This is a genomic window from Psychroserpens sp. (assembly GCF_034670085.1).
Taxonomy (GTDB): Bacteria; Bacteroidota; Bacteroidia; order Flavobacteriales; family Flavobacteriaceae; genus Psychroserpens.
Map to the genome: position 1 here is coordinate 291,316 of NZ_JAXMOD010000002.1, position 22,739 is coordinate 314,054.

Consider the following 22,739-nt stretch of genomic DNA (forward strand, 5'->3'; position numbering starts at 1 on the left):
CTTATGTTAGGAGCCTCAAAGAAATTTGAGGCTTTTTTTATTGTAATCTTTTTAACATTTCATCAAAAGAAAGTGAGTCTTGGTCACCTGTTTTCATGTTTTTTAATGTGAAGGTATTCGAATTCATTTCAGATTCACCTAACAATACAACAAAAGGAATATTACGCTTATTTGCATAATTAAATTGCTTGATGGTTTTCTTATTATCTGGAAATAATTCTGCACTAATGCCGTTATCACGTAATTGTTTTATAGCTTTCATACTTGCCATGGCTTCAGCATCTCCAAAATTGATGAATAAAACATTTACAGTATTCCATACAGTTTCGGGAAATAAATCTAAGTCCTCAAGCACTAAAGCAATTCTATCTAAACCAAAGCTAATTCCAACACCACTCACATCTTTCAGTCCGAAAATACCAGTTAAATCGTCATAGCGACCTCCTCCTCCAATCGATCCCATGTTGACACCTTCTGGAGCAGCAACTTCAAAAATAGCTCCTGTATAGTAGTTTAATCCACGAGCAAGCGTCACATCAAGTTGAAGGTTCGCTGTTTTTAATCCGAGTGTTTCTATACCTTTATTAATAAATTCTAATTCTTCTATGCCTTTTTTCCCTTCTTCGGAAGTATTCAAAATAGATTTCAACTCTGAAACTTGGCTACCAAAATCACCTTGTAAACTAAATAAGGGTTGTAATTTATTAATGCCTGACTGCGGAATTCCTTTCTCTAACATTTCAGCTTTAACCTTCTCCTCTCCTATTTTATCAAGTTTATCTAAAGCCACCGTGAAATCGATAAGCTTATCTTGAGCACCAATAACTTCAGCAATTCCTGAAAGGATTTTGCGATTATTGATTTTTATAGTCACACCTTTCAAGCCTAATGCCGAAAACACAGCATCATACAACTGAACAAATTCTACTTCTTGCCATAAAGAATCACTCCCAACCACATCTGCATCACACTGAAAAAACTCTCTAAATCGTCCTTTTTGTGGTCGATCTGCTCTCCAAACAGGTTGAATTTGATAGCGTTTAAACGGAAAGTCAATTTCATTTTGGTGCTGCACCACATATCTCGCAAACGGAACTGTTAAATCGTAACGAAGGGCTTTTTCTGAGATTTTAGATGTTATTTTATTAGAATCTTTAGACGCATATAAATCATTTTCAACTTTACTCAAATAATCACCACTATTCAATATCTTAAAAATCAAACGGTCACCTTCTTCTCCATACTTTCCCATTAAGGTATCCGAGTTTTCAAAACTTGGCGTTTCAATAGGCTGAAATCCAAATACTTCAAACTGAGCCTTAATTGTATTAAAAATATAATTTCGTTTTGAAACTTCTTCAGGATTAAAATCTCTCGTTCCCTTTGGTATGCTTGGTTTTTGTGCCATGTTTACTTCCTACAAAAGCAGGAATCTCTTTTAATATAGTTTTCAATTTTCCGAAGAAAAAAGAACCTATACTTTGTTAATTCATCTCTTATCAATCACAAAAATATTATAAATTTCACAGGCTTTCGAAAGTTATTTCATTTTTATAGTAACTTTATACATGTTTTGTAGTCTTACATTAAAACACAACCAACTTTTAACGTGTATTTATGTTTTCATTAGTTAGAGAAAATATCCGTATTGCTTTCGATTCTATCAAAAGTCAACTACTGCGTACTATACTAACCATTTTAATCATAGCCATTGGTATTACAGCTTTGGTTGGAATTTTAAGTGCGGTTTCTGCTCTGGAAAACACCATTTCAAGTGATTTTTCATCTATGGGAGCGAACACGTTCAACATTCAGCGTTATGAATTTAACACGCAACGTCGAAGTGAAAAACAAAAAATAAATCCTGTTATTAGCTATAGAGATGTCAAAGAATTTGAAGAGAATTATGCGTTTCCATTTACTAAAACCTCAATCTCTTTCGTTGGCACATTTAGTGCCGAAGTTAAACATGAAAATGAAAAAACAGATCCTGAAGTTCAAGTTTTAGGAATAAATGAAAATTATATTACTAATTCTGGCTTAGAAGTGAACTTAGGAAGAGACATCAACTACTTTGATGTACAAAATAGCAATAATGTTTGTGTCATTGGTAGCGATCTTAAAAAAGCATTATTAGAAGAGGTAAATCCTATAGGTAAAACCATTAGTATTAGAGGTGCAAAATTTAAAGTCATTGGTGTTTTAAAAGAAAAAGGTGCCACATTTGGAAATAATCAAGATTTGAGAGTATTCTTACCATTGCAAAAAGCACGAACTATTTTCACTAATGCAAATATAAATTACAGCTTAAGTGTAAAAACGGATAAAAAAGACATGCTAGAAGGCGCTCAAGATGAAGCTATCTTGCTCTTCAGAAATGTGAGAGGATTAAATCCTGTTGAAGAAAACAACTTTGGTTTAGAACGCAGTGATGATCTTATAAATCGAATTGGTTCTATAACTGGCGTTTTAGAAACGGCAGCTTGGATTATTAGTATCATTACTATTTTCGGTTCTACTATCGCCTTGTTAAATATGATGTTAGTATCTGTTACTGAACGCACTAGAGAGATTGGTGTAAGGAAAGCTTTAGGTGCTAAACGACGTACAATTGCGTTTCAATTTTTTATTGAAACCATAATTATTGGTCAGCTAGGCGGACTTTTAGGAATCATTCTTGGCATACTCCTAGGTTTCGGATTTGCCGCTATAGTCGACTTCAAATTTGTGATTCCATGGTCGGCAATGATGGCTGCAACCATTATTACATTTGTAGTGGCAGTTATTTCAGGTTCGTATCCTGCAAACAAAGCTGCTAAACTAGATCCAATCGAGTCATTACGTCATGAATAAGCGCTAATACTCTCAGCTCTATTGACTTACTAAGTTTTCGAAATATTGGTAAAGTTGCCCTTTTGTTATATTGGCACCTTCCTTTATAAGTGAAAATTTATCTTGATTTTTATGATCTGAATAGTCTTTTTTAGCTGTAAAGAATTCAATGTCGTCAGACATTAAATTATCTCTAAACCAATCATAACCATCTTTTGTGGTGATATCAATATCAGAAGCTTTAATTTTTAGTGCAATTAATCGCATATGGTTTTCAGTACAATGAAATAAATGCATTTGTTGCGGCGAAATATGCTCTAAATACTCAACTTTAGACAATACACCTTCCCATATTAAATCACTAAACACATCTAATTCCTGTTCGGCAACTTCAGGCTTGTTAGTTTTAATCTCTGTCCATTCTTCTCCAGTAATGGATTGTGTAGCTAAAAAATTAATAAATTCTTGATGTAATTCTTCAAATTGCTCTTTAGTAAGTCTTGAATACTTCATTTGTATACTGTTTAAAACATAAAATTGAAAAAGCCTCAACTTAAAGTTGAGGCTTTTACTATACTGTATTTGAGTCTTAAGCTTCTGCTACAACTTCAAATGGTAAATCTACTGATACTTCTCTGTGTAATCTAATCACAGCATCGTACTTTCCTAAACGTTTTACAGATCCACCAGCTATTGAGATGAACTTTTTGTCAATCTCATGACCAGCTTTTTGTAAAGCGTTTGCTAAATCAATATTGTTAACAGATCCAAATAATTTGTCTCCAGTTCCAACTTTAGAAGCAATCTTAATCTCTAATGTTTTCAGCGCTTCAGAAGTTTTGTTTGCTTCATCAACAATAGTTTTTTCTTTATAAGCTCTTTGCTTTAAAGTTTCTGCTAATACTTTTTTAGCAGAAGGCGTAGCCATTACAGCTTGACCTTGAGGAATTAAAAAATTTCTACCATAACCGTTCTTTACTGTTACAATATCGTCTTTAAATCCTAAATTATCAACGTCTTGTTTTAATATAAGTTCCATAGTTATTGGTATTTTATTTTAATAAATCAGCTACGTATGGCATTAATGCCAAATGACGAGCTCTTTTTACAGCAACAGATACTTTTCTTTGGTATTTTAAAGACGTTCCTGTTAAACGTCTCGGTAACAATTTACCTTGTTCGTTTACAAAACCAAGTAACCAATCAGCATCTTTGTAATCAACATATTTGATTCCAGATTTCTTGAAACGGCAATACTTTTTGTTTTTGCTTGTATCGATATTTAATGGAGTAAGATATCTGATCTCTCCATCTTTTTTTCCTTTTGCTTGTTGTTCAATTGAAGACATAATTACGCTTTTTGTTTATCTCTGTTTCTTCTTCTTTCTGCCCAAGCAATCGCATGCTTGTCTAATTTTACTGTTAAGTAACGCATAAAACGCTCATCACGTCTAAACTCTACTTCTAATGGATTAATGTGTTCTCCATCAACAGTGTACTCAAATAAGTGGTAAAAACCACTTTTTTTGTTTTGGATTGCATAAGCTAATTTCTTTAAGCCCCAATCTTCTTTGGCTACCATCTTCGCTCCTCTAGAAACAAGAAAATCTTCATATTTCTGTACTGTTTCCTTTATCTGGTCATCAGATAAAACGGGATTTAAGATGAAAACAGTTTCATAATGATTCATAAAAATACTTTTTATTGTGTTAAAAATGAGTGCAAAAATAACTAATATTTCTGTTTCTGGCAACGTTTTTGTATATAAAATTTTGAAGAAATTGACTGTGTTAAAGAAATGTTAAAATTCACACTTTACCGATGTTTTTTGGTTTTTATCCGAATTTTTTGTAACATTGTCGATATCTTAACCTAAAATATTATAATGTTATGACTTTAAACTGTGTAGTAGTTGATGATTCTGCGATTCAACGATTATCGATTGTAAAGTTAATTGAGAATCATTCCTCACTTAACCTTATTGCAGAATACAGTAGCGCATTAGAGACCAAGAACGGACTCAATACTCATAAGGTAGATTTAATCTTCCTAGATATTGAAATGCCTGTTCTCAACGGTTTCGAACTGCTCGACGTACTCAACAACAAACCCCAAATTATTTTCGTTACAGGTAAAACTGAATACGCATTTAAAGCTTTTAATTATGATGCAACGGATTATCTACAGAAACCTATTACTAGGGAACGTTTTAATACCTCTGTAGAAAAAGCCTTAGAGCAACATAAGCTTAAGCTTGATTTTAATGAAACCGATGGTGAACACATTTTTGTGAAAAGTAACCTGAAGAAACGAAAAGTTTACATTAAAGATATTAAATGGATTGAAGCGCTTGGTGACTATGTGAAATTAGTTACTGAAGAAAATAGCTTAGTCGTTTTATCTACAATGAAAGCTTTTGAACACGAACTACCGGAAGGTAAATTCTTAAGAATCCACAAATCGTATATTGTCAATCTGGATAAGGTCGACCGATTTAATAGCAAAAACGTTGAAGTTGGCGCTTATGAGATTCCGTTAAGTAGAAACAAGAAAACCCAACTTGTAGACGCTTTAAACAATATCTAAATAAGGCATTTAAGACTATTTAGTTTGAAGATATAACGTTAACTAAACTTTAATAATTATCGACATTTAAAATTACTCTTACTGCCCTAAAATCTTTTACACTTAAGAAGCTGTTATTTATTTTAATAATAGCTTCTTTCGTTTTTAATAACGACTGTTTCTGAGGAATTTTAACCAGTATATGTTTTAAATACTGATTTCGAATCCTAGCAACTGGAGGAAATTCAGGTCCCAAAACGTGCTTATCAAATACTGTACGCAAAGATTTCGCATACCACTCTGCTCCTATATTTACTTTTTGATAGTCCTTATGCTTTAGAGTGATTTTTATCATTCTGTAAATTGGAGGATATTTGAAGGTGTGCCTATCATCCATTTGCTCATCAAACATCTGTTCGAAGTTATTTGTTGACACTTGCTGCAAAATGCGATGAAACGGATTGTATGTTTGAATCAACACCTTACCGCGTTCTTTAGTTCGACCAGCTCTTCCCGAAACCTGAACCATTAATTGATAACTGCGCTCATGAGCTCTAAAATCTGGAAAATTAAGCATATTATCAGCATTCATTATTCCAACCAACTTTACATTTCTAAAATCTAATCCCTTGGTTAGCATTTGTGTTCCAACCAAAATATCGATTTCCTGCTGCTCTAAGGCCGTAATTATTTTCTCATAACCATATTTGCCACGCGTCGTATCTAAGTCCATACGAGCCACATTATGATCTGGAAACAGCAACTTAGCTTCTTCCTCTACTTGTTCGGTCCCGAAGCCTTTAGAATCAAGCTCAACGCTTCTACACGCCTCGCAGTTTTTATGCATGACAGAATTATAACCACAATAATGACATCGCAATTGGTTTCTATACTGATGAAAGGTTAGACTTACGTCACAATTAGGACACTGCGGTGAATTCCCACACGTATTACACTCTATAATTGGTGAAAATCCGCGTCTATTTTGGAATAAAATTATTTGATGACCATCGGTTAAAGTCTCTTGCATTTCAAGAATCAAACGATCACTAAAATGACCTGTCATGCGTTTACGCTTGTGCTTATCCTTGATATCGATAAGTTCAATATCTGGCATCAACACATTGTTATACCTCTGTTTAAGTTCTACTAAACCGTATTTGCCTTGTTTTGCATTATAATAACTTTCTAAACTAGGCGTAGCAGAACCTAAAAGCGTTTTTGCTTCAAATAATCCTGCTAAAACAATAGCTGTATCACGAGCATGATATCTTGGAGCTGGATCAAACTGTTTGTAGGACGATTCGTGTTCTTCATCGACAATCACCAATCCTAAATTTTGAAATGGTAATAATACCGAAGAACGTGCACCTAAAATAATTTGTGCTGTTGAAGAATTATGCAATACATTATTCCATACTTCAACGCGTTCATGAGATGAATATTTACTATGAAATACAGCCACCTTTTCTCCAAAGTAATTCTGTAGCCGCTCAACCAATTGTGTGGTTAATGCAATTTCGGGCAACAGATATAACACCTGTTTTCCTTTTGCCAATTGCTCTTCAATCAGCTTTACATAAATCTCAGTCTTACCAGAAGATGTAACTCCATGTAATAATGTAATATTTTGTTTTTCAAATGATTGAATCACCTCGCTTAAAGTTAATTCTTGATATTCGTTCAAGTGTTTAGAAGCCTGATTGTCATCACCTTCGTACTGAACTCTATCCATTTGAATATGATATTCTTCCAAAATACCTTTAGTAATTAAGGTCTTTACAATTGTTGAAGACGTATCACTTTCAGTAATTAAATCTGAAACTTTTACGGGTTTTTTAGTTTGAGCAGAAACAGAAAACAATGTCATCACCACATCACGTTGTTTTGGAGCTCGACTCAAAGTTTCCATTAATTCTTGTAATGCCTTTTGTGATGTATAGACAGAATTTAATTTGACATATCTAACTAACTTAGGCTTATACTTTTCATAAATCTCCTCCTGAACATTAATCACTTCCTTTTCTAAAAGTCGTTTAATTACAGGCAACACATTTTTTTTGTCCAAAATTGACATCAAATCTTGAATCTTTAAAGACGATTGATGATGCAACGCTTCATACACAATAAATTCGTCATCTTTAAGATCTTCATCATTAATTTGAACCTCAGCATTTTTGTAGATAACGGTTTCACTTTCCAAAATAAAAGCGCTTGGCAAAGCTGCTCGCATAACTTCGCCAACTGTACACATGTAATATTTGGAGATCCATTGCCAATGCTTAAGCTGTATAGAAGTCACCAAAGGTGTGTCATCTAGAATTTGATGAATTTGTTTAGCTTCATAAACCTGAGGCGCTTCCTGATGGACGTTTTCAACGAGTCCTGTATAGATCTTACTTTTACCGAAAGGCACAGATACACGCATACCTGGTTTTAGAAATTCAGCCTCAGCCTGCGTAATCGCATAAGTAAAGCTTTTTTCTAGAGGAATTGGCAATATGACATTAATGAAGAAATTCACATGCCAAAGGTACTATGTTTGCATAAAAAAACCATCTCGATGTGAGATGGTTTTTAAAGTATCCTTAAGTTTTACTGTCTTGGAGAAAATTCATCAGAATCATAAAGTAAACGTCCTGTGTTATTTTCAATATAAACCTCCTCAGGATCACCATTATCATTTAGCATAAAAAATGCAATTTTAAAATCTTCAATCCCATCCTGAGTCATTCTGCCAGAAATTGCTAAGGCAGATTCCGCGTCAAAACTACCAATAGTCGTTGTTGTTTTTAAATACACAGAAAACAAATCTCCATCTCCTGACACAAATGTTCCAAAACCTTCATCACTCTGCACACTTTGTTGTGATCCAACAAAATCTAAGGTTAAGGTTGAATTATCTTGATTTGAAAATTCGGACGTGTAATCTAAAAAAGTTGTTCCTATTACATCTGAAGGAACAGAAGAAGCTTCTAATACGACAGGACTTGAAAAATAAACACCTTCTAAATTTGGCGGATTATCTCCTGTGTTAATAATAAATCCTAGATCTAATAAGGCTTCTACTAGTTCCGGACTAAAGAAGTCCTCTACAGACTCTAAGGAGCCATCAAATTCATCGGCAGCGCCTTGCACATTGCCATCATCACTACTACAAGAAAACACTAGTGCGATCATAACTAATACTAAAATTGTTTTTTTCATGGTTGGTTTAATTTAATTGGTTAATCTATATCATTCATATTTAAAAAATTTATTAGCGCTAAAATTAAAAATCTAAATTCCGAAGAGAGAAGAAACGACTAATAGCTAGACAAATGTATATCAAAGTATTACATTAATAAATACCCAATATTAGGTATAAATATTCTGTCTACTTAAAGGAACAAAAAGCCTATAAGTTTAGCAATTAATCACGACAAACAGTAATATTATCAGTCTAAACAAGTTGAATAGCAATCGTATTATGAGAATTCGATAGAGAAATTAACCCTCTATTCTCACCCAATATTGCGTTTTGTAGAAGAACGCAATATACCCTCTAACTTGAAGTCGATTTGGATTATCATCATCAAGTTTTAGTCGACAGGTATACACTTTACCATCTTCTGGATTGGTAATAGTACCGTTTTTATACGTATCACCTCTGTCTTCCATTTCTTTTATAATAATTAATCCTAAAACAGGCTTATTAAAATCGTCACCTTCACAAAATTTACAAGGCAAATCACGTTTAGACTTATCAAAGATTTCAACAATCTTTCCGTAGACCTTTCCATCTTTCTTATAAATTTCTACAATTGATTTTTCAATTCCAGTTTCATCATCTATTGTTTTCCACTGTCCAAGAATATCTTGTGCAGCAAGAGAAAGAACAGTTCCGAAGCATATAACTAGAAAAAATAAATTGCGCATATTACCTGTGTTTTCTTAATGTGGTTAATGAAACGTTTAACTCGAAGCCTAATAATAAAATATTAGCGTTGAGCCATAAATAGAACATGAGTATTAATAACGCTCCAATAGAACCATATAGTTTATTGTATTGTCCAAAACTTTCAATATAGATCCCAAACAAATACGAGGTTAATATAATTAATAGCGTTGTAAACAAAGCTCCAATTGAGAAAAACTTAAATTGCTTCCCTTCTTTAGTTCCGAAATAATAAAGTGTTGCGGTTGCCAAATACACCATGATAATAAAAAACAAATATTGCGACAACACTAATAGGAATCCACTATTTTCATTTTCAACATGAGCCAATTCAACAATATTCTCAACAACATAAATATTAAAAAACCCAAGAACAGCAACTGTTAGAATTAATAAAAATGCAAGTATCAATGCAACACCAAACGCGAACATGTATTGCTTAAAAACATTTCGGGTTAATTGGTCGTGATATGAACTTTCAAAGCAAGAAAACACTGCATTTACACCATTCGCCATCAACAACATAGAAACCAAAAATACAGATGAAATAAGTCCACCTCCTTTAATGTTTTCAAAAATGCTTTCATAAAAAAATTCTGTTGTTGTAGGCGGCAAAAAGGATTGTAGAAAATTCAAAAACTCAGTCTCAAATCCTTCAATTGGAATATAAGGAATAACAATAATGACAAATAACAGAAACGGAAATAAGGCCATAAAGAAACTATAAGCAATAGCACTTGCTCTTGTACTCAAGGCGCCTTTTACTATTCCAATAGTATAAAGCTCTAACAAATCGTAAAGCGACAAGCCTTCTAAAACTTTAAGTTTAATACTCTTGAAGAACTTTACCAGCAGATTTACTACAGGAATTTTTTCTAATTTATCTTCAATTGCTTTAGACATGCAAGATATTTGATATTGTTTTTAAATAGATCCCAAATTAATTTGGATACTGGTAAAAGTAGAAAACTTATACCTACAAATTTAAGAAAAGTATAAAAACTTACAATGAGTTATGCCTTGCTTCCACCGAAAACAATTATCTTTGCCAACTTATAGTTTTAGTCCAAAAAACAACACAACCAATGTCAATATCATCATTAAATGCCATTTCTCCAATAGATGGTCGTTACAGAAATAAAATTGAAAATCTCGCTCCTTATTTTTCTGAAGAAGCACTTATTAAATATCGTGTTTTAGTAGAAGTCGAATATTTTATTGCGCTTTGTGAATTAAAATTACCTCAACTTTCTGACATTAACTCGTCAGTTTTTGAAGACCTAAGAGCAATTTATAAAAATTTTACTTCAGAAAATGCTCAAGCTATTAAAGATATTGAAGCGATTACTAATCATGATGTAAAGGCTGTTGAGTATTTTATAAAGGAACAGTTTGATATGTTAAATCTTACTGAATATAAGGAGTTTATCCATTTTGGATTAACCTCTCAAGACATTAATAACACGGCAATTCCTTTAAGCCTTAAAGACGCCATGAATGATGTTTATGTGCCAGAATACTTTGAGGTTCTAAAAAAATTAAAAGAGATGGCAACGGAATGGAAAGACATTCCAATGTTAGCAAGAACCCATGGTCAACCAGCTTCTCCTACGAGGTTAGGAAAAGAGATTGACGTATTTGTAGTGCGTTTAGAAGAACAGTTTAATTTGCTGAATGATGTGCCAAGTGCAGCTAAATTTGGTGGAGCAACTGGGAATTTCAATGCGCACAAAGTGGCCTATCCAGATATAGATTGGAAAGCTTTCGGAACAAAATTCGTTCAAGAAAAATTAGGTTTGCAACATTCGTTTCCTACCACACAGATTGAGCATTACGATCACATGGCTGCTTTATTTGACACATTAAAACGCATCAACACAATCATTATAGATTTAGATCGTGATATTTGGACTTACGTGTCAATGGAATACTTTAAGCAAAAAATCAAAAAAGGTGAAGTTGGAAGTAGCGCAATGCCACATAAAGTAAATCCGATAGATTTTGAAAATTCTGAAGGCAATTTAGGAATAGCTAATGCAATTTTCGAGCACTTATCTGCAAAGCTCCCGATTTCAAGATTGCAAAGAGACCTCACAGACAGTACAGTTTTACGTAATATTGGAGTGCCTTTTGGACACACATTGATTGGTTTTAAATCAACTTTAAAAGGGTTACACAAATTATTATTAAACGAACCTAAGTTTGCACAAGACTTAGAAAACAATTGGGCAGTGGTTGCTGAAGCTATACAAACCATATTACGACGTGAAGCTTACCCTAATCCCTATGAAGCCTTAAAAGGCTTAACAAGGACCAACGAAACGATTAATGAGCGCTCTATTTCTAATTTTATTGATACTTTAGATGTTTCAGAAGCTATTAAAGCAGAATTGAAAGCTATAAACCCAAGTAATTATACTGGAATATAAACATGGCCTTTAGTAAAAACACCTTAGCATTAATCTACACAGGAATTCTATTCTTCGGATTTTTTATTTCGGGATTATTTGATGTATTAGATTACATCATCGTAAAGTTATTGCTGTTTACTGGATTTGCATTACTCGCTTTTATTTTGGTATGGATTGCTGTCAAAGACCCAAATACCAAATAAAAAATCACCTCAAGTAAAACTCAAGGTGATTAACATTAACATTTTCAATACGAATCAGTTATTGAAAAAATTTAGTGATTTCTTTTAATTGAGTTTCCTCTATATTTCCTGAATCTAAAACAGTAGCTAATTTCATTATCTTAGTAAAATTCATATCATCACCAAGAACTCTCACCACTGCAAAACCTTTATCATTTGAATTTCCTAAAAGTATAAATTCATCTACATTATCACCATCTCCAATACATTTCACAATGAATTTTCCATCTGTAGAATTTCCGCCACGCATCAATTCTTCATATTTAGGATTCTTTAAAATTGTTTGAACCTTGGCATATTCAATATTCATTTGTTCTGCATTGCCCTCTTCAGCAACAAACGCAATGAGACTTAATTTCTCTACTGAATCGTAAGCTTCTTGTTGCTCCTCATCTAATAAGGTTTCGTCTATTTTCAGTAAGCTAATTGGCACATCTAATGATGTAAATCCAGGTGCAAGTTCACTATCTACGTAGAAACTTTGCAATGTTGGATCTTGGTTGCAACTTTGTAAGGTTACAACCAAGAACAACATCATGATTATGGTTTTGATTGATGAATTCATAGTGCTATTAGTTTTTATCTTTTCCAGCTTTTTTCAACTGTTCGCCTCCTGGCATATTCATTTGATTTGTTAACTTAGAGATTTGTCTTAAATCGATATCTCCTGTTAAGGTCAATAATACAGTTTCAATTTCTCTTTTCTTTCCATTGATAGTGATATCCTGACCTTGAGTCATTTCCTTGATCCCATTTATGAACATTAGTAGTTCTTTTACATGGTTTTCATCTTTACCTTCTCTTACATAAAAGTTTACGGTTTGTTCTCCATCCTTAACACGCATTAACTCTTCCATGCTAGAATTCTTTAAATATTTAGCTACTGTAGAATTCATATCAGCCGAAATTCTCTCATCTCCAGTTGTAAAAACTTTAAAGCTTGTGATACTTTTTGCCATATCAACATAGCCTTGCATTTCTGGATCATCTACATCGACACCCATCATCGCTAACATTTTAAACATTTTCTGGTTTACGATTACTGATGTTACTTCTTCTTGATCTTCAAACTTATCAAATACACTTTGTGCAGTTGCTGCGAATGAGGATAACATTATTACTACTATTACTATTAAATTTTTCATGTTTACTTGTTTTTTAATTGTTTACTTGTTTTTAGTTTTCTTTAAAAATTTGTTTGTTGTGTTTCCTAATTTATTTACATAACTCGCTTTTTCGGCACCTACATTAAAACTTTCTGATGCCAGGCTTAAAGCATTAAAACTTGTTGCGCCTTGGTTAAAATTCTCTGATAATGTACTTAAACTCGAAGTCCCTTTATCAAAATTTGAAGATAGCATTGCCAGCGCTTCTTTAGTTTGGAAATACACTTTACGTTCTTCGGCAGATAAATCTGCAAGCGTTAAAGTTTCGCTTCCTCCTAATACATTAGGAATAAAAATTCCTAACATTAGAACTGCTACTGCTGCGACAGAAATCCATTGATATACGAAGTTTTTCTTAGGTTTTAATGGAACGTCTTTAGTATATAGTTCTTGTTTTGTTGTATTAAAATATTGAAACATCATTCTATACGATTCTAAATGAGGAGCCACATTTTCTTGTGCGAAGTAATCTCTCAACTTCTGCTCTTCTTTTAGCGATGTTTCGCCATTATCGTACTTTTCTAAAAGTTTCTCTATGCTATTTAACACCATAACTGTGCGTATTAGTTAATTTTTCTCTTATTGTTTTTCTCGCTCTTGATAATGCTACTCTTATTGCTGTTGGATTCATTTCTACCACTTTTGCAATTTCATCAAAATCATATTCTTCAATATCTCTGAGCTGTAATATTATTTTTTGTTGTTCTGGTAACTCTTCAATTATTTTTGAAACCCAATCAACACTATCTCTATTTTCTACTTCTTTTTGTAAAGACGTATTGTTGTCTTGGTAATTACTATGAACTATTTTTAAATTCTGCGCTTGTTTCGATTTTAATCGGTCTAAGCAAAAATTCTTTGTCATTGTCATCGAAAACGCTTCAACATTCTTGTATTCGCTAATTTTCTGTTTGTTTCGCCACAGTTTCATTAAAATCTCTTGCGTTGCATCTTCTGCTTCTTCATTAGAAACCAGAAGTCTTTTTGCTAAGCGAAAGACCTTATCCTTAAAAGGCATTACTAATTTTACAAAATCAGTCTGTGTCATTGTTTGGTTGTTAGTTCAAAACAGGTGATTATTCTGCTTCTTATTGTTACGACGAGTATGTAAATCATTTGTTACAATTAACTAAAAAAAATAAATATAGATTCTACTAAAAGCCCTTAACTATTAAACTCTAGATTTAGAAAAACCCAATCTATACCAGCCATTCAAGCTGGCAAAAAAGAACATCACTCTTAAATTTTTTAATTTACAATAATGTAAGTAAATTTATAGTTTAGTAGACTATAGTATAGTTAGTTTACAATAAAAATTGAAATTGAAAAAGATATGAGACTTATAAAACTGTGCCTACTACTTGTGGTAGCGCTTACATTTACCAATTGCTTCGAAGATAATGATGATAATGCCATTGCTAGTAGTGACATAAATGACTTTGTTTGGAAAGCAATGAATGCGACCTATCTCTATAAAGCGAATGTTGATGATTTAGCAAATACGCGCTTTTCTTCTGATAGCGAATACACTACGTATTTAAGTGGATATTCTACACCTGAAAGTCTTTTTGATGATTTAGTGTATGACCCTTTAGACCCTTTTAGTTTTATTATACCAAATTATATTGAATTTCTTCAAAGTCAAGAAGGCATTTCGCTTTCAACTGGAGTAGAGTTTAATTTTCATCGTAATCCGCAAGACCCAACATTAATAATTGGTGTTATAAGATTAGTGCTACCTAATAGTGTGGGTGATCAACTAGGATTACAACGTGGACAACTTTTTGACGCTGTCGATGGTATCCCATTAACAGAAACTAATTTCAGCAACTTTTTAAGTCAAAACTCATACACCCTTAATTTTGCTATTTATAATGATAATGGGACTTCTCAAGTCGAGGATGATGTTATTGAGCCTACTTCAGATAGTGTTACCTTAACTAAACAAGTTTACACAGAAAATCCAGTATTCCAAACAAACATAATAGATGTCGATGGAGAAAATGTTGGGTATTTAATGTATAACAGATTTAATAGTGATTTTGAAAACGAACTTAATGCGGCCTTCGGACAGTTTCAATCTAATAACATCCAACACTTGGTTTTAGATTTACGTTATAATCCAGGTGGTTTTATTTCTACAGCTGCAATTTTAGGGAGTATGATTACTGGTCAATTTACAGGTCAAGTCTATTCTAAACTTGTATATAATGAAGATTTACAACAAAACAACACCGATTTTAATTTTGTCGATAGCTTTGATGGCAATACCATAAATAGTTTAAACCTAGATAAAGTTTATATCTTAACAACAAAAGCTTCTGCTTCTGCTAGCGAATTGGTAATTAATAGTCTAGGTGTAGAAGACTATATTGAAGTTATTCAAATTGGAGATAATACGAGAGGAAAAACTCAAGCTTCAGTCACCTTATTTGATTCTGCTAATTTTGGATCTAATGATATTAATCCTAATCACACTTACGCGTTACAACCTTTAGTTGCGAATTCTATTAATTTGAATAACGAAGCAGTACCTGCAACTGGATTAATTCCAGATATTCCTTTAATTGAAATAGCTCGTGACTATGGCGTTCTTGGTGACGTTAACGAGCGATTATTAGCAGCTGCTATATTAGATATTCAAGGTTTAGGACGATATGAGCAAACGCAAACTGAAATTAGACCGATTAAAAAAGATATCAATTTAAAACCGTTTGAAGACGGAATGTATTTAGATATTGAGGATTTATCAATTCATAAATTACAATTTGATTAATTTCTAATTAAAGAAAAAAAAGCCACTTAAAAAGTGGCTTTTTCGATTATAGATTCAAATTAAACCCAATATTGACGTTTCGTCCTCTGGTAGTATAACCAAATAATTCTTCATAGTCTTCATTCAAAATATTATTCAAGTTCGCAAAAATCGTCATACGATTATGAACTACTTTGTGACTGATATAAAAATCAATTAAGCTGAATGATTTCAAATTAACCGCCTCACTCATAAATGATGTGCTATTAAAAAATGCATCTTCACGATCATCATTATATTGATAGTTTAAACTCATAAAGGTTTTGTCATTCACCTGATAATTAAAAGCTGCGTTTACTTTAATTTCAGGAATTCTAAGGTTTAAATCCTCTTCTACTTTTGTGTAGGTTCCATTCACTAAAAATTTTAGGTTCTTAGTTAAAGCAACATCAGCAACAATCTCAAATCCGCTGGCTGTAAAGTCCTCATCTGTGTTTGCATACTGAAACACAAAACTTCCCAAATCAACAAAATCAACAAAATTTTCTTCAAAGCGATTGAAATAAACGACACTTACTGTGGCTTTATCTTTAACATTCACTTCTGCTCCTACTTCAATTGTTCTATTTTCTTCTGGCTTTAAATTGATATTTCCATAGGTTGGCTCAAACAATTGATACAATGATGGTGCAATAAACGCGGTACTATAACTGGCCAAACCTTTTAGATAACCAAATTCAAATTCCTTTTTAAAGGACGGATTCAAACTATATACCAAATGATTACCATATTCACTATGATTATTCAAACGCAAACCTGCATTTAGATTCAATCCAAAATCAGACACATAAACCACGTTTGCATAAGGATCAACAATTGTAAAACTAGCATCATCAGGATTAATGTCTTGAGCAAAGGCAGTTCCTCCAAAAGGAATTGAAAATGTTTCAATCTCATTTTTCTGAGCATTTACACCTAAAACTGTATAGAATTTGTCGTTAAAATTATATCTGTTATAAAAATCACCAACAAAACTTTCTGCTTTAAACTGGGTTGGAAAACTTGATTTAATATCTCTTTCTATATTATTATAAACTGCATTTAATATAATACTTCCATTTTTGTAACTGTACTCTGGAGAGATTCCAATTCTATATTGGCTTGTTGTAGATGTATTATCTGCATCTGTAAACGTAAAGCCGTCATCAAAATCTGCCTTAAACTTATCGAAACTTGTATAGGTATTCAATTTAAAAGACTCAGAAAATTGGTAACCTAATTTCAAATACCCATTATGCGAATTGAATACATCTTCATCCTCTCCTGCTGAAACTGCAGACAAACCATCCGTATATTGATGGCTAAAACTGGCTAAGTAGTCCAACTTGTTTAGTGTTCCATTAAGAGAAACACTATTTGAAATATTCTCAATCGCATTATCGGTATCATCTTGAGATTGATTAGTTCCTAATGTACTCCTTAAATTAAGTCCAAAAGCATCTTTAGAAGCGTTCTTAAGTTTAATATTAATAACAGCAGATGCTGCTCCTGTGCCATAAAGTGTACTTGAAGCCCCTTTTAGAATTTCAATACTTTCTACTTGATCTGCATTGAGTAAACGTAAATCATAATCATTAGCAATTTGCGATGCATCAGTAACGGCAATCCCATCAATTAAAATAAGAACTTGACGATTTCTTCCACCACGAACAAAGTAATTTAAGTTTTGCCCTGCATTGCTTCGAGAACCATTAATTTCAATACCAGCCGTGTTGTTAATGATTTCTGCAATAGATTTTCCTTGTAGATTTTCAAGGTCTTTTTGAGTGATTTTGGTAATGACTTTACCTGAGTTTTCTCGTTTTAGTTTGAATTTAGAATCAGTAATCACAACCTCATCTAATTGTTCAACTGTTAACGAATCGACTTGCTGTTGCGCAAGGCTTAATGTTGATATACCAATCGCTAGCATACCAAAAATCATTGTTTTTGTGTTCATTGTAATTTAATAATTACTCGGAATAGCATGAATTTCCATACTAAAACTTTTATCCCGAAAGTTTGACTTATATGTTTGAATTTGGCAGGTCTCCTGACTTATTTATTTATTATTTCACCTTCCCAGTTATTCGACCAGTGGTATTGAAGAAAATAATAACTCAAAAACGAGGTACCGAAACGAGTTCGGTATAAACTTACAGTTGCGGGAACAGTTCTGGACTTGAAATAATTATTTCTCACCAGATTCCCTTTTAATTCATTCGGAAAACCGAACGAAACCTAAATTCGATGTAAAAGTAGATGGATTTTTGAATGTAAACTAAATAAACTTACTTTTTCTTATTCATCTTATAGATCAGATAAATAAAACCAATTAAAAAATGAAGTAATATTATTCCTCCTGCTATATATATTGTTAAATTTGAATTATCATGCATAACAGTAATTTTAATCAAATTTAGAGATTGTATCTCATACGAACAGTTACAAATGTTACATAAAAAGATTCAATTTATTAGTCTTATTAGTCTATTAATAATAGTAGGTTGTAAAGAGGAAAAACGTGTTGATCAAACAACAACGACGTCAGTCTTAGAGCTAAAAAATAATTATGCTCAAGGTTTTAAAATTGAAGACAAAGAAACTCATAAAATTTTAACGGTTTCTAACCCATGGCCAAAAGCTGAAAATAGTTACAATTATGCATTAATCCCAAAAGAGAAGGCGTCAAAACTAACTCTAAACAAAGAGGAGTTTAATGGATTAATTATAACTCCTGTTCAAAAAGTAGTCGTTACATCTACAACTCATATTCCTGCACTTGAGCTTTTAGGTGTTGAGCAAACCTTAGTTGGTTTTCCAGGAACGGACTATATTTCATCTGAAAAAACGAGAAAACGTATTGATCAAGGACAAATTAGAGAGCTTGGTAATAACGAAGGCATCAACACTGAGGTTTTACTAGAAATACGTCCTGATGTGGTGGTTGCTTTTGGAGTTGATGGGACTAATAAAAGCATGGAAATAATTGAAAAAGCAGGTATTCCTGTCATTTACAATGGTGATTGGGTTGAAAAAACACCGTTAGCAAAAGCGGAATGGATTAAATTTTTCGGAGCATTGTACATTAAAGAAAAGGAAGCTGAAGCCATATTTAAACAAATTGAATCCGACTATATCGACGCAAAAAAAATAGCTTCTGAAGCGACTTCTAAACCAACTGTTTTATGTGGAGCAATGCACAAGGATATTTGGTATTTGCCTAACGGAACAAGTCCTGAAGCACAATTTTTAAACGATGCAAATACCAATTATTTATGGAGCAGCACAAAAGAAACTGGAAGTATTGCCTTAAGCTTCGAAGCTGTATACGAAAAAGGTAAAAATGCAGAATTATGGTTAAGTCCATCATACTACACTAGCTATGACGATTTAGAAAAATCAAATAACCATTATTCTCAATTTGCAGCTTTTCAGAACAAAACGATTTATACGTTTTCAAATACTACAGGAAGAACAGGAGGTGTTTTATATTATGAACTCGGAATCTCCAGACCAGATTTGGTCTTAAAAGATATGATAAAAATATGCCATCCTGAATTATTAAAAGATTACAAAACAACGTTTTTCAAACCCCTAAACTAGTTGAAAACTAAATTTACATATCGATTCGTTTTTTTAACTGTACTTCTATTGTTATGTTTTTTGGCGAACATCAGTTTAGGATCGGTTAGTATTCCGATAAAAGAAGTTTTTCTTAGTGTTTTTGGGACTTCGGAACATGAATCTTGGCAATATATTATTCAAAATTACAGGTTACCAAAAGCTTTCACAGCAATCTTAGTTGGATCAGGCTTAGGTATTTCTGGGCTTCTAATGCAAACATTATTCAGGAATCCGTTAGCAGGACCATTTGTTTTAGGAATAAGCTCTGGTGCAAGCCTTGGTGTTGCCTTAGTGATTTTAGGTTCAGGGCTATTTGGAGGTGTATTGGCAACTGTATTGATTTCAAAATGGAGTATCGTTATAGCTGCAAGTTTAGGAAGTTTTCTAATTTTATTAGCTGTATTATTAGTGTCTTCCAAAGTGAGAGACACAATGGCCATTTTAATTATTGGTTTAATGTTTGGAAGTATAACTGCTGCTATAGTTAGCGTGCTCTCCTATTTTAGTTCTGCGGAACAATTACAACAATATATATTTTGGGGATTTGGAAGCTTAGGAAACCTAACTTGGAATGAACTGTTAATCTTTTTCTCCATTTATATCTTTGGAATAGCCTTAACGATACAATCCATTAAAGCATTAAACACCTTTTTATTGGGAGAAAACTATGCAAAAAGCTTAGGTTTAAATATTAAGAAAAGTCGTTTAATCATCATTTTGGCAACTAGTTTGCTCGCTGGTACAATTACAGCATTTGCAGGACCAATTGCTTTTATAGGACTCGCAATTCCACATATGACAAGACAATTATTTAATACATCCAATCATAAAATATTACTGCCAGCAGTATTTCTATTTGGAGCAATAGTAATGCTAATTTGCGATAGTATAGCACAGTTACCTACAAGTGATTACACCTTACCAATTAATGCCATTACCTCTTTAATTGGAGCTCCTGTTGTGGTTTGGTTATTAGTTAGACAACGTAAAATGGTATTTTAAACTTGAATACAAAGAACAAACATATCATCCTAAAAACTGAAAATCTTGCCATTGGTTATACATCAAAAAAAGGCACAAGTGTAATTGCTAATAGTATCAATATTGAACTCAATCAAGGCGAACTTATTGGGCTAGTTGGTGCGAATGGTATTGGTAAATCTACATTATTGAGAACATTAACCTCTATTCAACAACCTTTAGATGGTAACATTCTATTAAATGATAAACCTCTTTTAAATTACTCTGCAATTGATTTAGCGAAAACCATGAGTTTAGTATTAACTGAACAACTCATGTCAAAAAACCTATCTGTTTTTGAACTAATAGCACTTGGTCGACAGCCTTACACAAATTGGGTTGGTAAACTTTCTGAAGCAGATCGTTTAATCATCAATAAGGCAATAGAACAAACCAACCTCTCCGACCTAAAAGATCGCAAGTGTTTTGAATTAAGTGATGGTCAGTTACAAAAAGTGATGATTGCACGTGCCTTAGCTCAAGACACAGATCTTATTATACTTGATGAACCTACAACACATCTAGATATGTATCATAAGGCATATATATTGAAGCTACTTCAGAAACTCGCAAAAGACATGAATAAAACCATATTATTTTCTTCTCATGAAATTGATTTAGCCATTCAATTATGTGACACGATGATTGTAATGACAATTAATCAAGTGGAATCAGATTCTCCAAGTAATCTTATCAAGAAAGCCGTCTTTGAAACCCTCTTTCCTAAAGACTTGATAAACTTTGATAAAAAAACAGGTAGTTTCAGAGTTAAGTAACTCATTTTCAATAATTTTATAACATCAAAAAAATAAAATTTTGCATAGTCAAATTTCGACATACTGCATAAAAGGCAGTTTAAAAACAAATTAAAAGTTATAATTTGCAGTATACTAACCAAACTCAAAAATGACAAGACTAACTAAACCACTCATCCTTATATTCTGTTTATGTTTTATATTCTCAGGATATTCTCAAACCGATAATAAAACCGCTGAATACAGAAGAAGTTCTTTATATACCTTAATGGTTGCCGATTCTTCAAGAAATTTCAGTCAACTTATTCAAGAAACATTTGTTAATTCTAAAATTCCTGAAAAATTCAATAATCATGTTGTAAGTGAACGAAGTATTCCAAAATTATACAATGACACGTTATCTAAAGCCGATTTAAAGGAAGCACAAAAAGTTGCGATTACAGATTATCTATCCACACACGACATTGCAAAATCAATGGTTGCTAAATGGTTCAACAGAAGCGAACAAGGTGGTTTCAATATGGACTTGATTTCTGAAAGAGGATTTTATAGTGCTACTGATTTAGACGTTAAAATTGCAAAAAACAGTGAAAGAGGAACAGCTATGTTAGCTGATGCTGGCGAAGAGCTTATAAAGAATACGTTTGTCATTGTCAACAATTTTAAATATACAGACAAGGAAGAAGTTGCAAAAAAAGCAAAAGGCTTACTATCTGGTATCTCTAGCGTAGCTTCACTTGCTGGAGCAGGAGATGTAGCCTTAGTTAGTGATGCCGTCGGAGAAGGTGTTGGCGTCTTAGGAAAAGGTTATGTCATAAAAACCGATGCTCTTTTATTCAGACTTAAATGGAATGATGAAGTTGCTGGTATTTTTTATAATGACTATTGGACTGAAGATGGTCAGATTGACGAAGAAAAAGTTAAAGCTTTTGATGAATCTGATGTTTTTGAATTGGAATATATTGGAACACAAATGGCATGGGCCGATTTACAAAGCACGTCATTTACGAAAAAAACAGACGAAGAATTAATTACAATTGCGACAGTAAAAGCTTCAGATGCTGTAACTGCAAAATTGCAAAGAGAGTATGAAGTGTTTAGAACAAAAACACCGTTGATGAGCACTGAACCTTTATCAGCAAAAATAGGAATGAAAGAAGGACTTGCAAAAGGTGACAAATATGAGGTTCTAGAACAAGTTATTAATAAAGAAGGTAAGACTGAATACAAACGAGTTGGAGTTATAAAAGTTGATAAAGATCAAATTTGGGATAACCGATTTGGTGCTGATGAAGAAAACACAGATGAGACTCTAGAATACACAGTTTTTACCGGGAAAAAAAATAAGTTTTACCCAGGAATGTTAATACGTCAAATAAATTAAAATATA

The 22,739-nt window shown here is 32.8% G+C and carries 23 protein-coding genes and 1 riboswitch; of the genes, 9 read left to right on the forward strand and 14 right to left on the reverse strand.

All coding sequences use genetic code 11. From position 1 onward, the window contains the following. Window positions 1-37: 37 nt before the first annotated feature. Window positions 38-1,408, reverse strand: a complete 1,371-nt coding sequence (gene hisS / locus VOI25_RS05085) for a histidine--tRNA ligase (protein WP_323787920.1) — start codon at window positions 1,406-1,408, stop codon at window positions 38-40. Window positions 1,409-1,617: 209 nt separating this feature from the next. On the opposite strand from hisS, the gene VOI25_RS05090 reads away from it, so the two are divergent. Continuing rightward, window positions 1,618-2,853, forward strand: coding sequence for an ABC transporter permease (locus tag VOI25_RS05090; protein ID WP_323787921.1), 1,236 nt, complete (start codon window positions 1,618-1,620; stop codon window positions 2,851-2,853). An 18-nt stretch (window positions 2,854-2,871) separates the two neighbouring features. Here the strand turns inward: VOI25_RS05090 and VOI25_RS05095 are convergent, their stop codons facing one another. The 4 genes from VOI25_RS05095 to rpsF all read right to left on the reverse strand — a co-directional run bounded on the left by VOI25_RS05095 (window position 2,872) and on the right by rpsF (window position 4,522). Further along, window positions 2,872-3,345 carry a DUF6495 family protein gene (locus tag VOI25_RS05095; protein WP_323787922.1) on the reverse strand — a complete coding sequence of 158 codons (474 nt, stop codon included), beginning with the start codon at window positions 3,343-3,345 and terminating at the stop codon, window positions 2,872-2,874. Between the two features lie 76 nt (window positions 3,346-3,421). Beyond that, window positions 3,422-3,871, reverse strand: a complete 450-nt coding sequence (rplI, locus tag VOI25_RS05100) for a 50S ribosomal protein L9 (RefSeq protein ID WP_323787923.1) — start codon at window positions 3,869-3,871, stop codon at window positions 3,422-3,424. Window positions 3,872-3,884: 13 nt separating this feature from the next. Further along, window positions 3,885-4,181: a 30S ribosomal protein S18 gene (gene rpsR / locus VOI25_RS05105; protein WP_323787924.1), complete on the reverse strand. Its 297-nt coding sequence runs from the start codon at window positions 4,179-4,181 to the stop codon at window positions 3,885-3,887. 2 nt (window positions 4,182-4,183) lie between these two features. Then, entirely contained in the window at window positions 4,184-4,522 is a 339-nt protein-coding gene (rpsF, locus tag VOI25_RS05110) for a 30S ribosomal protein S6 (protein ID WP_323788156.1), read from the reverse strand. Window positions 4,523-4,722: 200 nt separating this feature from the next. Here rpsF and VOI25_RS05115 point away from each other — a divergent pair, with 200 nt between their 5' ends. Then, window positions 4,723-5,418, forward strand: coding sequence for a LytR/AlgR family response regulator transcription factor (locus VOI25_RS05115; RefSeq protein ID WP_040254020.1), 696 nt, complete (start codon window positions 4,723-4,725; stop codon window positions 5,416-5,418). A gap of 49 nt (window positions 5,419-5,467) precedes the next feature. On the opposite strand, the gene priA is transcribed toward VOI25_RS05115, so the two are convergent. The 4 genes from priA to VOI25_RS05135 form a co-directional block, all read right to left on the reverse strand. Continuing rightward, a complete protein-coding gene (gene priA, locus VOI25_RS05120) occupies window positions 5,468-7,921 on the reverse strand; it encodes a replication restart helicase PriA (protein WP_323787925.1) in 2,454 nt (817 codons plus the stop codon). Window positions 7,922-7,992: 71 nt separating this feature from the next. Then, window positions 7,993-8,604 carry a hypothetical protein gene (locus VOI25_RS05125; RefSeq protein ID WP_323787927.1) on the reverse strand — a complete coding sequence of 204 codons (612 nt, stop codon included), beginning with the start codon at window positions 8,602-8,604 and terminating at the stop codon, window positions 7,993-7,995. 282 nt (window positions 8,605-8,886) lie between these two features. Then, complete coding sequence (locus VOI25_RS05130) at window positions 8,887-9,315, reverse strand: DUF2147 domain-containing protein (protein ID WP_323787928.1); 429 nt, start codon at window positions 9,313-9,315, stop codon at window positions 8,887-8,889. Window position 9,316: 1 nt separating this feature from the next. Then, a complete protein-coding gene (locus tag VOI25_RS05135; protein WP_323787929.1) occupies window positions 9,317-10,237 on the reverse strand; it encodes a YihY/virulence factor BrkB family protein in 921 nt (306 codons plus the stop codon). A 182-nt stretch (window positions 10,238-10,419) separates the two neighbouring features. Here VOI25_RS05135 and purB point away from each other — a divergent pair, with 182 nt between their 5' ends. Together purB and VOI25_RS05145 are read left to right on the forward strand one after the other, a co-directional pair. Beyond that, entirely contained in the window at window positions 10,420-11,763 is a 1,344-nt protein-coding gene (gene purB / locus VOI25_RS05140) for an adenylosuccinate lyase (protein WP_323787930.1), read from the forward strand. 2 nt (window positions 11,764-11,765) lie between these two features. Then, window positions 11,766-11,948 carry a hypothetical protein gene (locus VOI25_RS05145; RefSeq protein ID WP_323787931.1) on the forward strand — a complete coding sequence of 61 codons (183 nt, stop codon included), beginning with the start codon at window positions 11,766-11,768 and terminating at the stop codon, window positions 11,946-11,948. A gap of 58 nt (window positions 11,949-12,006) precedes the next feature. On the opposite strand, the gene VOI25_RS05150 is transcribed toward VOI25_RS05145, so the two are convergent. The 4 genes from VOI25_RS05150 to VOI25_RS05165 are packed head-to-tail and all read right to left on the reverse strand — an operon-like array spanning window position 12,007 to window position 14,201. Beyond that, entirely contained in the window at window positions 12,007-12,552 is a 546-nt protein-coding gene (locus tag VOI25_RS05150) for a DUF4252 domain-containing protein (RefSeq protein ID WP_323787932.1), read from the reverse strand. Between the two features lie 7 nt (window positions 12,553-12,559). Next, window positions 12,560-13,132, reverse strand: coding sequence for a DUF4252 domain-containing protein (locus VOI25_RS05155; RefSeq protein ID WP_323787933.1), 573 nt, complete (start codon window positions 13,130-13,132; stop codon window positions 12,560-12,562). A gap of 21 nt (window positions 13,133-13,153) precedes the next feature. After that, on the reverse strand, window positions 13,154-13,705 hold the full coding sequence (locus tag VOI25_RS05160; RefSeq protein ID WP_323787934.1) for a hypothetical protein: 552 nt from the start codon (window positions 13,703-13,705) through the stop codon (window positions 13,154-13,156). Continuing rightward, window positions 13,692-14,201: a sigma-70 family RNA polymerase sigma factor gene (locus VOI25_RS05165; protein WP_323787935.1), complete on the reverse strand. Its 510-nt coding sequence runs from the start codon at window positions 14,199-14,201 to the stop codon at window positions 13,692-13,694. Before VOI25_RS05165 ends, VOI25_RS05160 begins: the two co-directional genes overlap by 14 nt. A gap of 285 nt (window positions 14,202-14,486) precedes the next feature. Here VOI25_RS05165 and VOI25_RS05170 point away from each other — a divergent pair, with 285 nt between their 5' ends. Beyond that, a complete protein-coding gene (locus VOI25_RS05170; protein ID WP_323787936.1) occupies window positions 14,487-15,929 on the forward strand; it encodes a S41 family peptidase in 1,443 nt (480 codons plus the stop codon). 46 nt (window positions 15,930-15,975) lie between these two features. Here VOI25_RS05170 and VOI25_RS05175 read toward each other — a convergent pair whose 3' ends face one another. Continuing rightward, window positions 15,976-17,907, reverse strand: coding sequence for a TonB-dependent receptor plug domain-containing protein (locus VOI25_RS05175; RefSeq protein WP_323787937.1), 1,932 nt, complete (start codon window positions 17,905-17,907; stop codon window positions 15,976-15,978). A 65-nt stretch (window positions 17,908-17,972) separates the two neighbouring features. Beyond that, window positions 17,973-18,197: riboswitch (cobalamin riboswitch) on the reverse strand. A gap of 201 nt (window positions 18,198-18,398) precedes the next feature. Here VOI25_RS05175 and VOI25_RS05180 point away from each other — a divergent pair. From VOI25_RS05180 to VOI25_RS05195, 4 genes are all read left to right on the forward strand, one after another. Then, entirely contained in the window at window positions 18,399-19,553 is a 1,155-nt protein-coding gene (locus tag VOI25_RS05180; RefSeq protein ID WP_323787938.1) for an ABC transporter substrate-binding protein, read from the forward strand. Continuing rightward, complete coding sequence (locus VOI25_RS05185; protein ID WP_323787939.1) at window positions 19,554-20,576, forward strand: iron ABC transporter permease; 1,023 nt, start codon at window positions 19,554-19,556, stop codon at window positions 20,574-20,576. A 2-nt stretch (window positions 20,577-20,578) separates the two neighbouring features. Next, on the forward strand, window positions 20,579-21,370 hold the full coding sequence (locus VOI25_RS05190; RefSeq protein WP_323787940.1) for an ABC transporter ATP-binding protein: 792 nt from the start codon (window positions 20,579-20,581) through the stop codon (window positions 21,368-21,370). Window positions 21,371-21,500: 130 nt separating this feature from the next. Then, window positions 21,501-22,733 (forward strand): hypothetical protein, encoded by a 1,233-nt coding sequence (locus tag VOI25_RS05195; protein WP_323787941.1) that lies wholly within the window; start codon window positions 21,501-21,503, stop codon window positions 22,731-22,733. Window positions 22,734-22,739 lie beyond the last annotated feature (6 nt).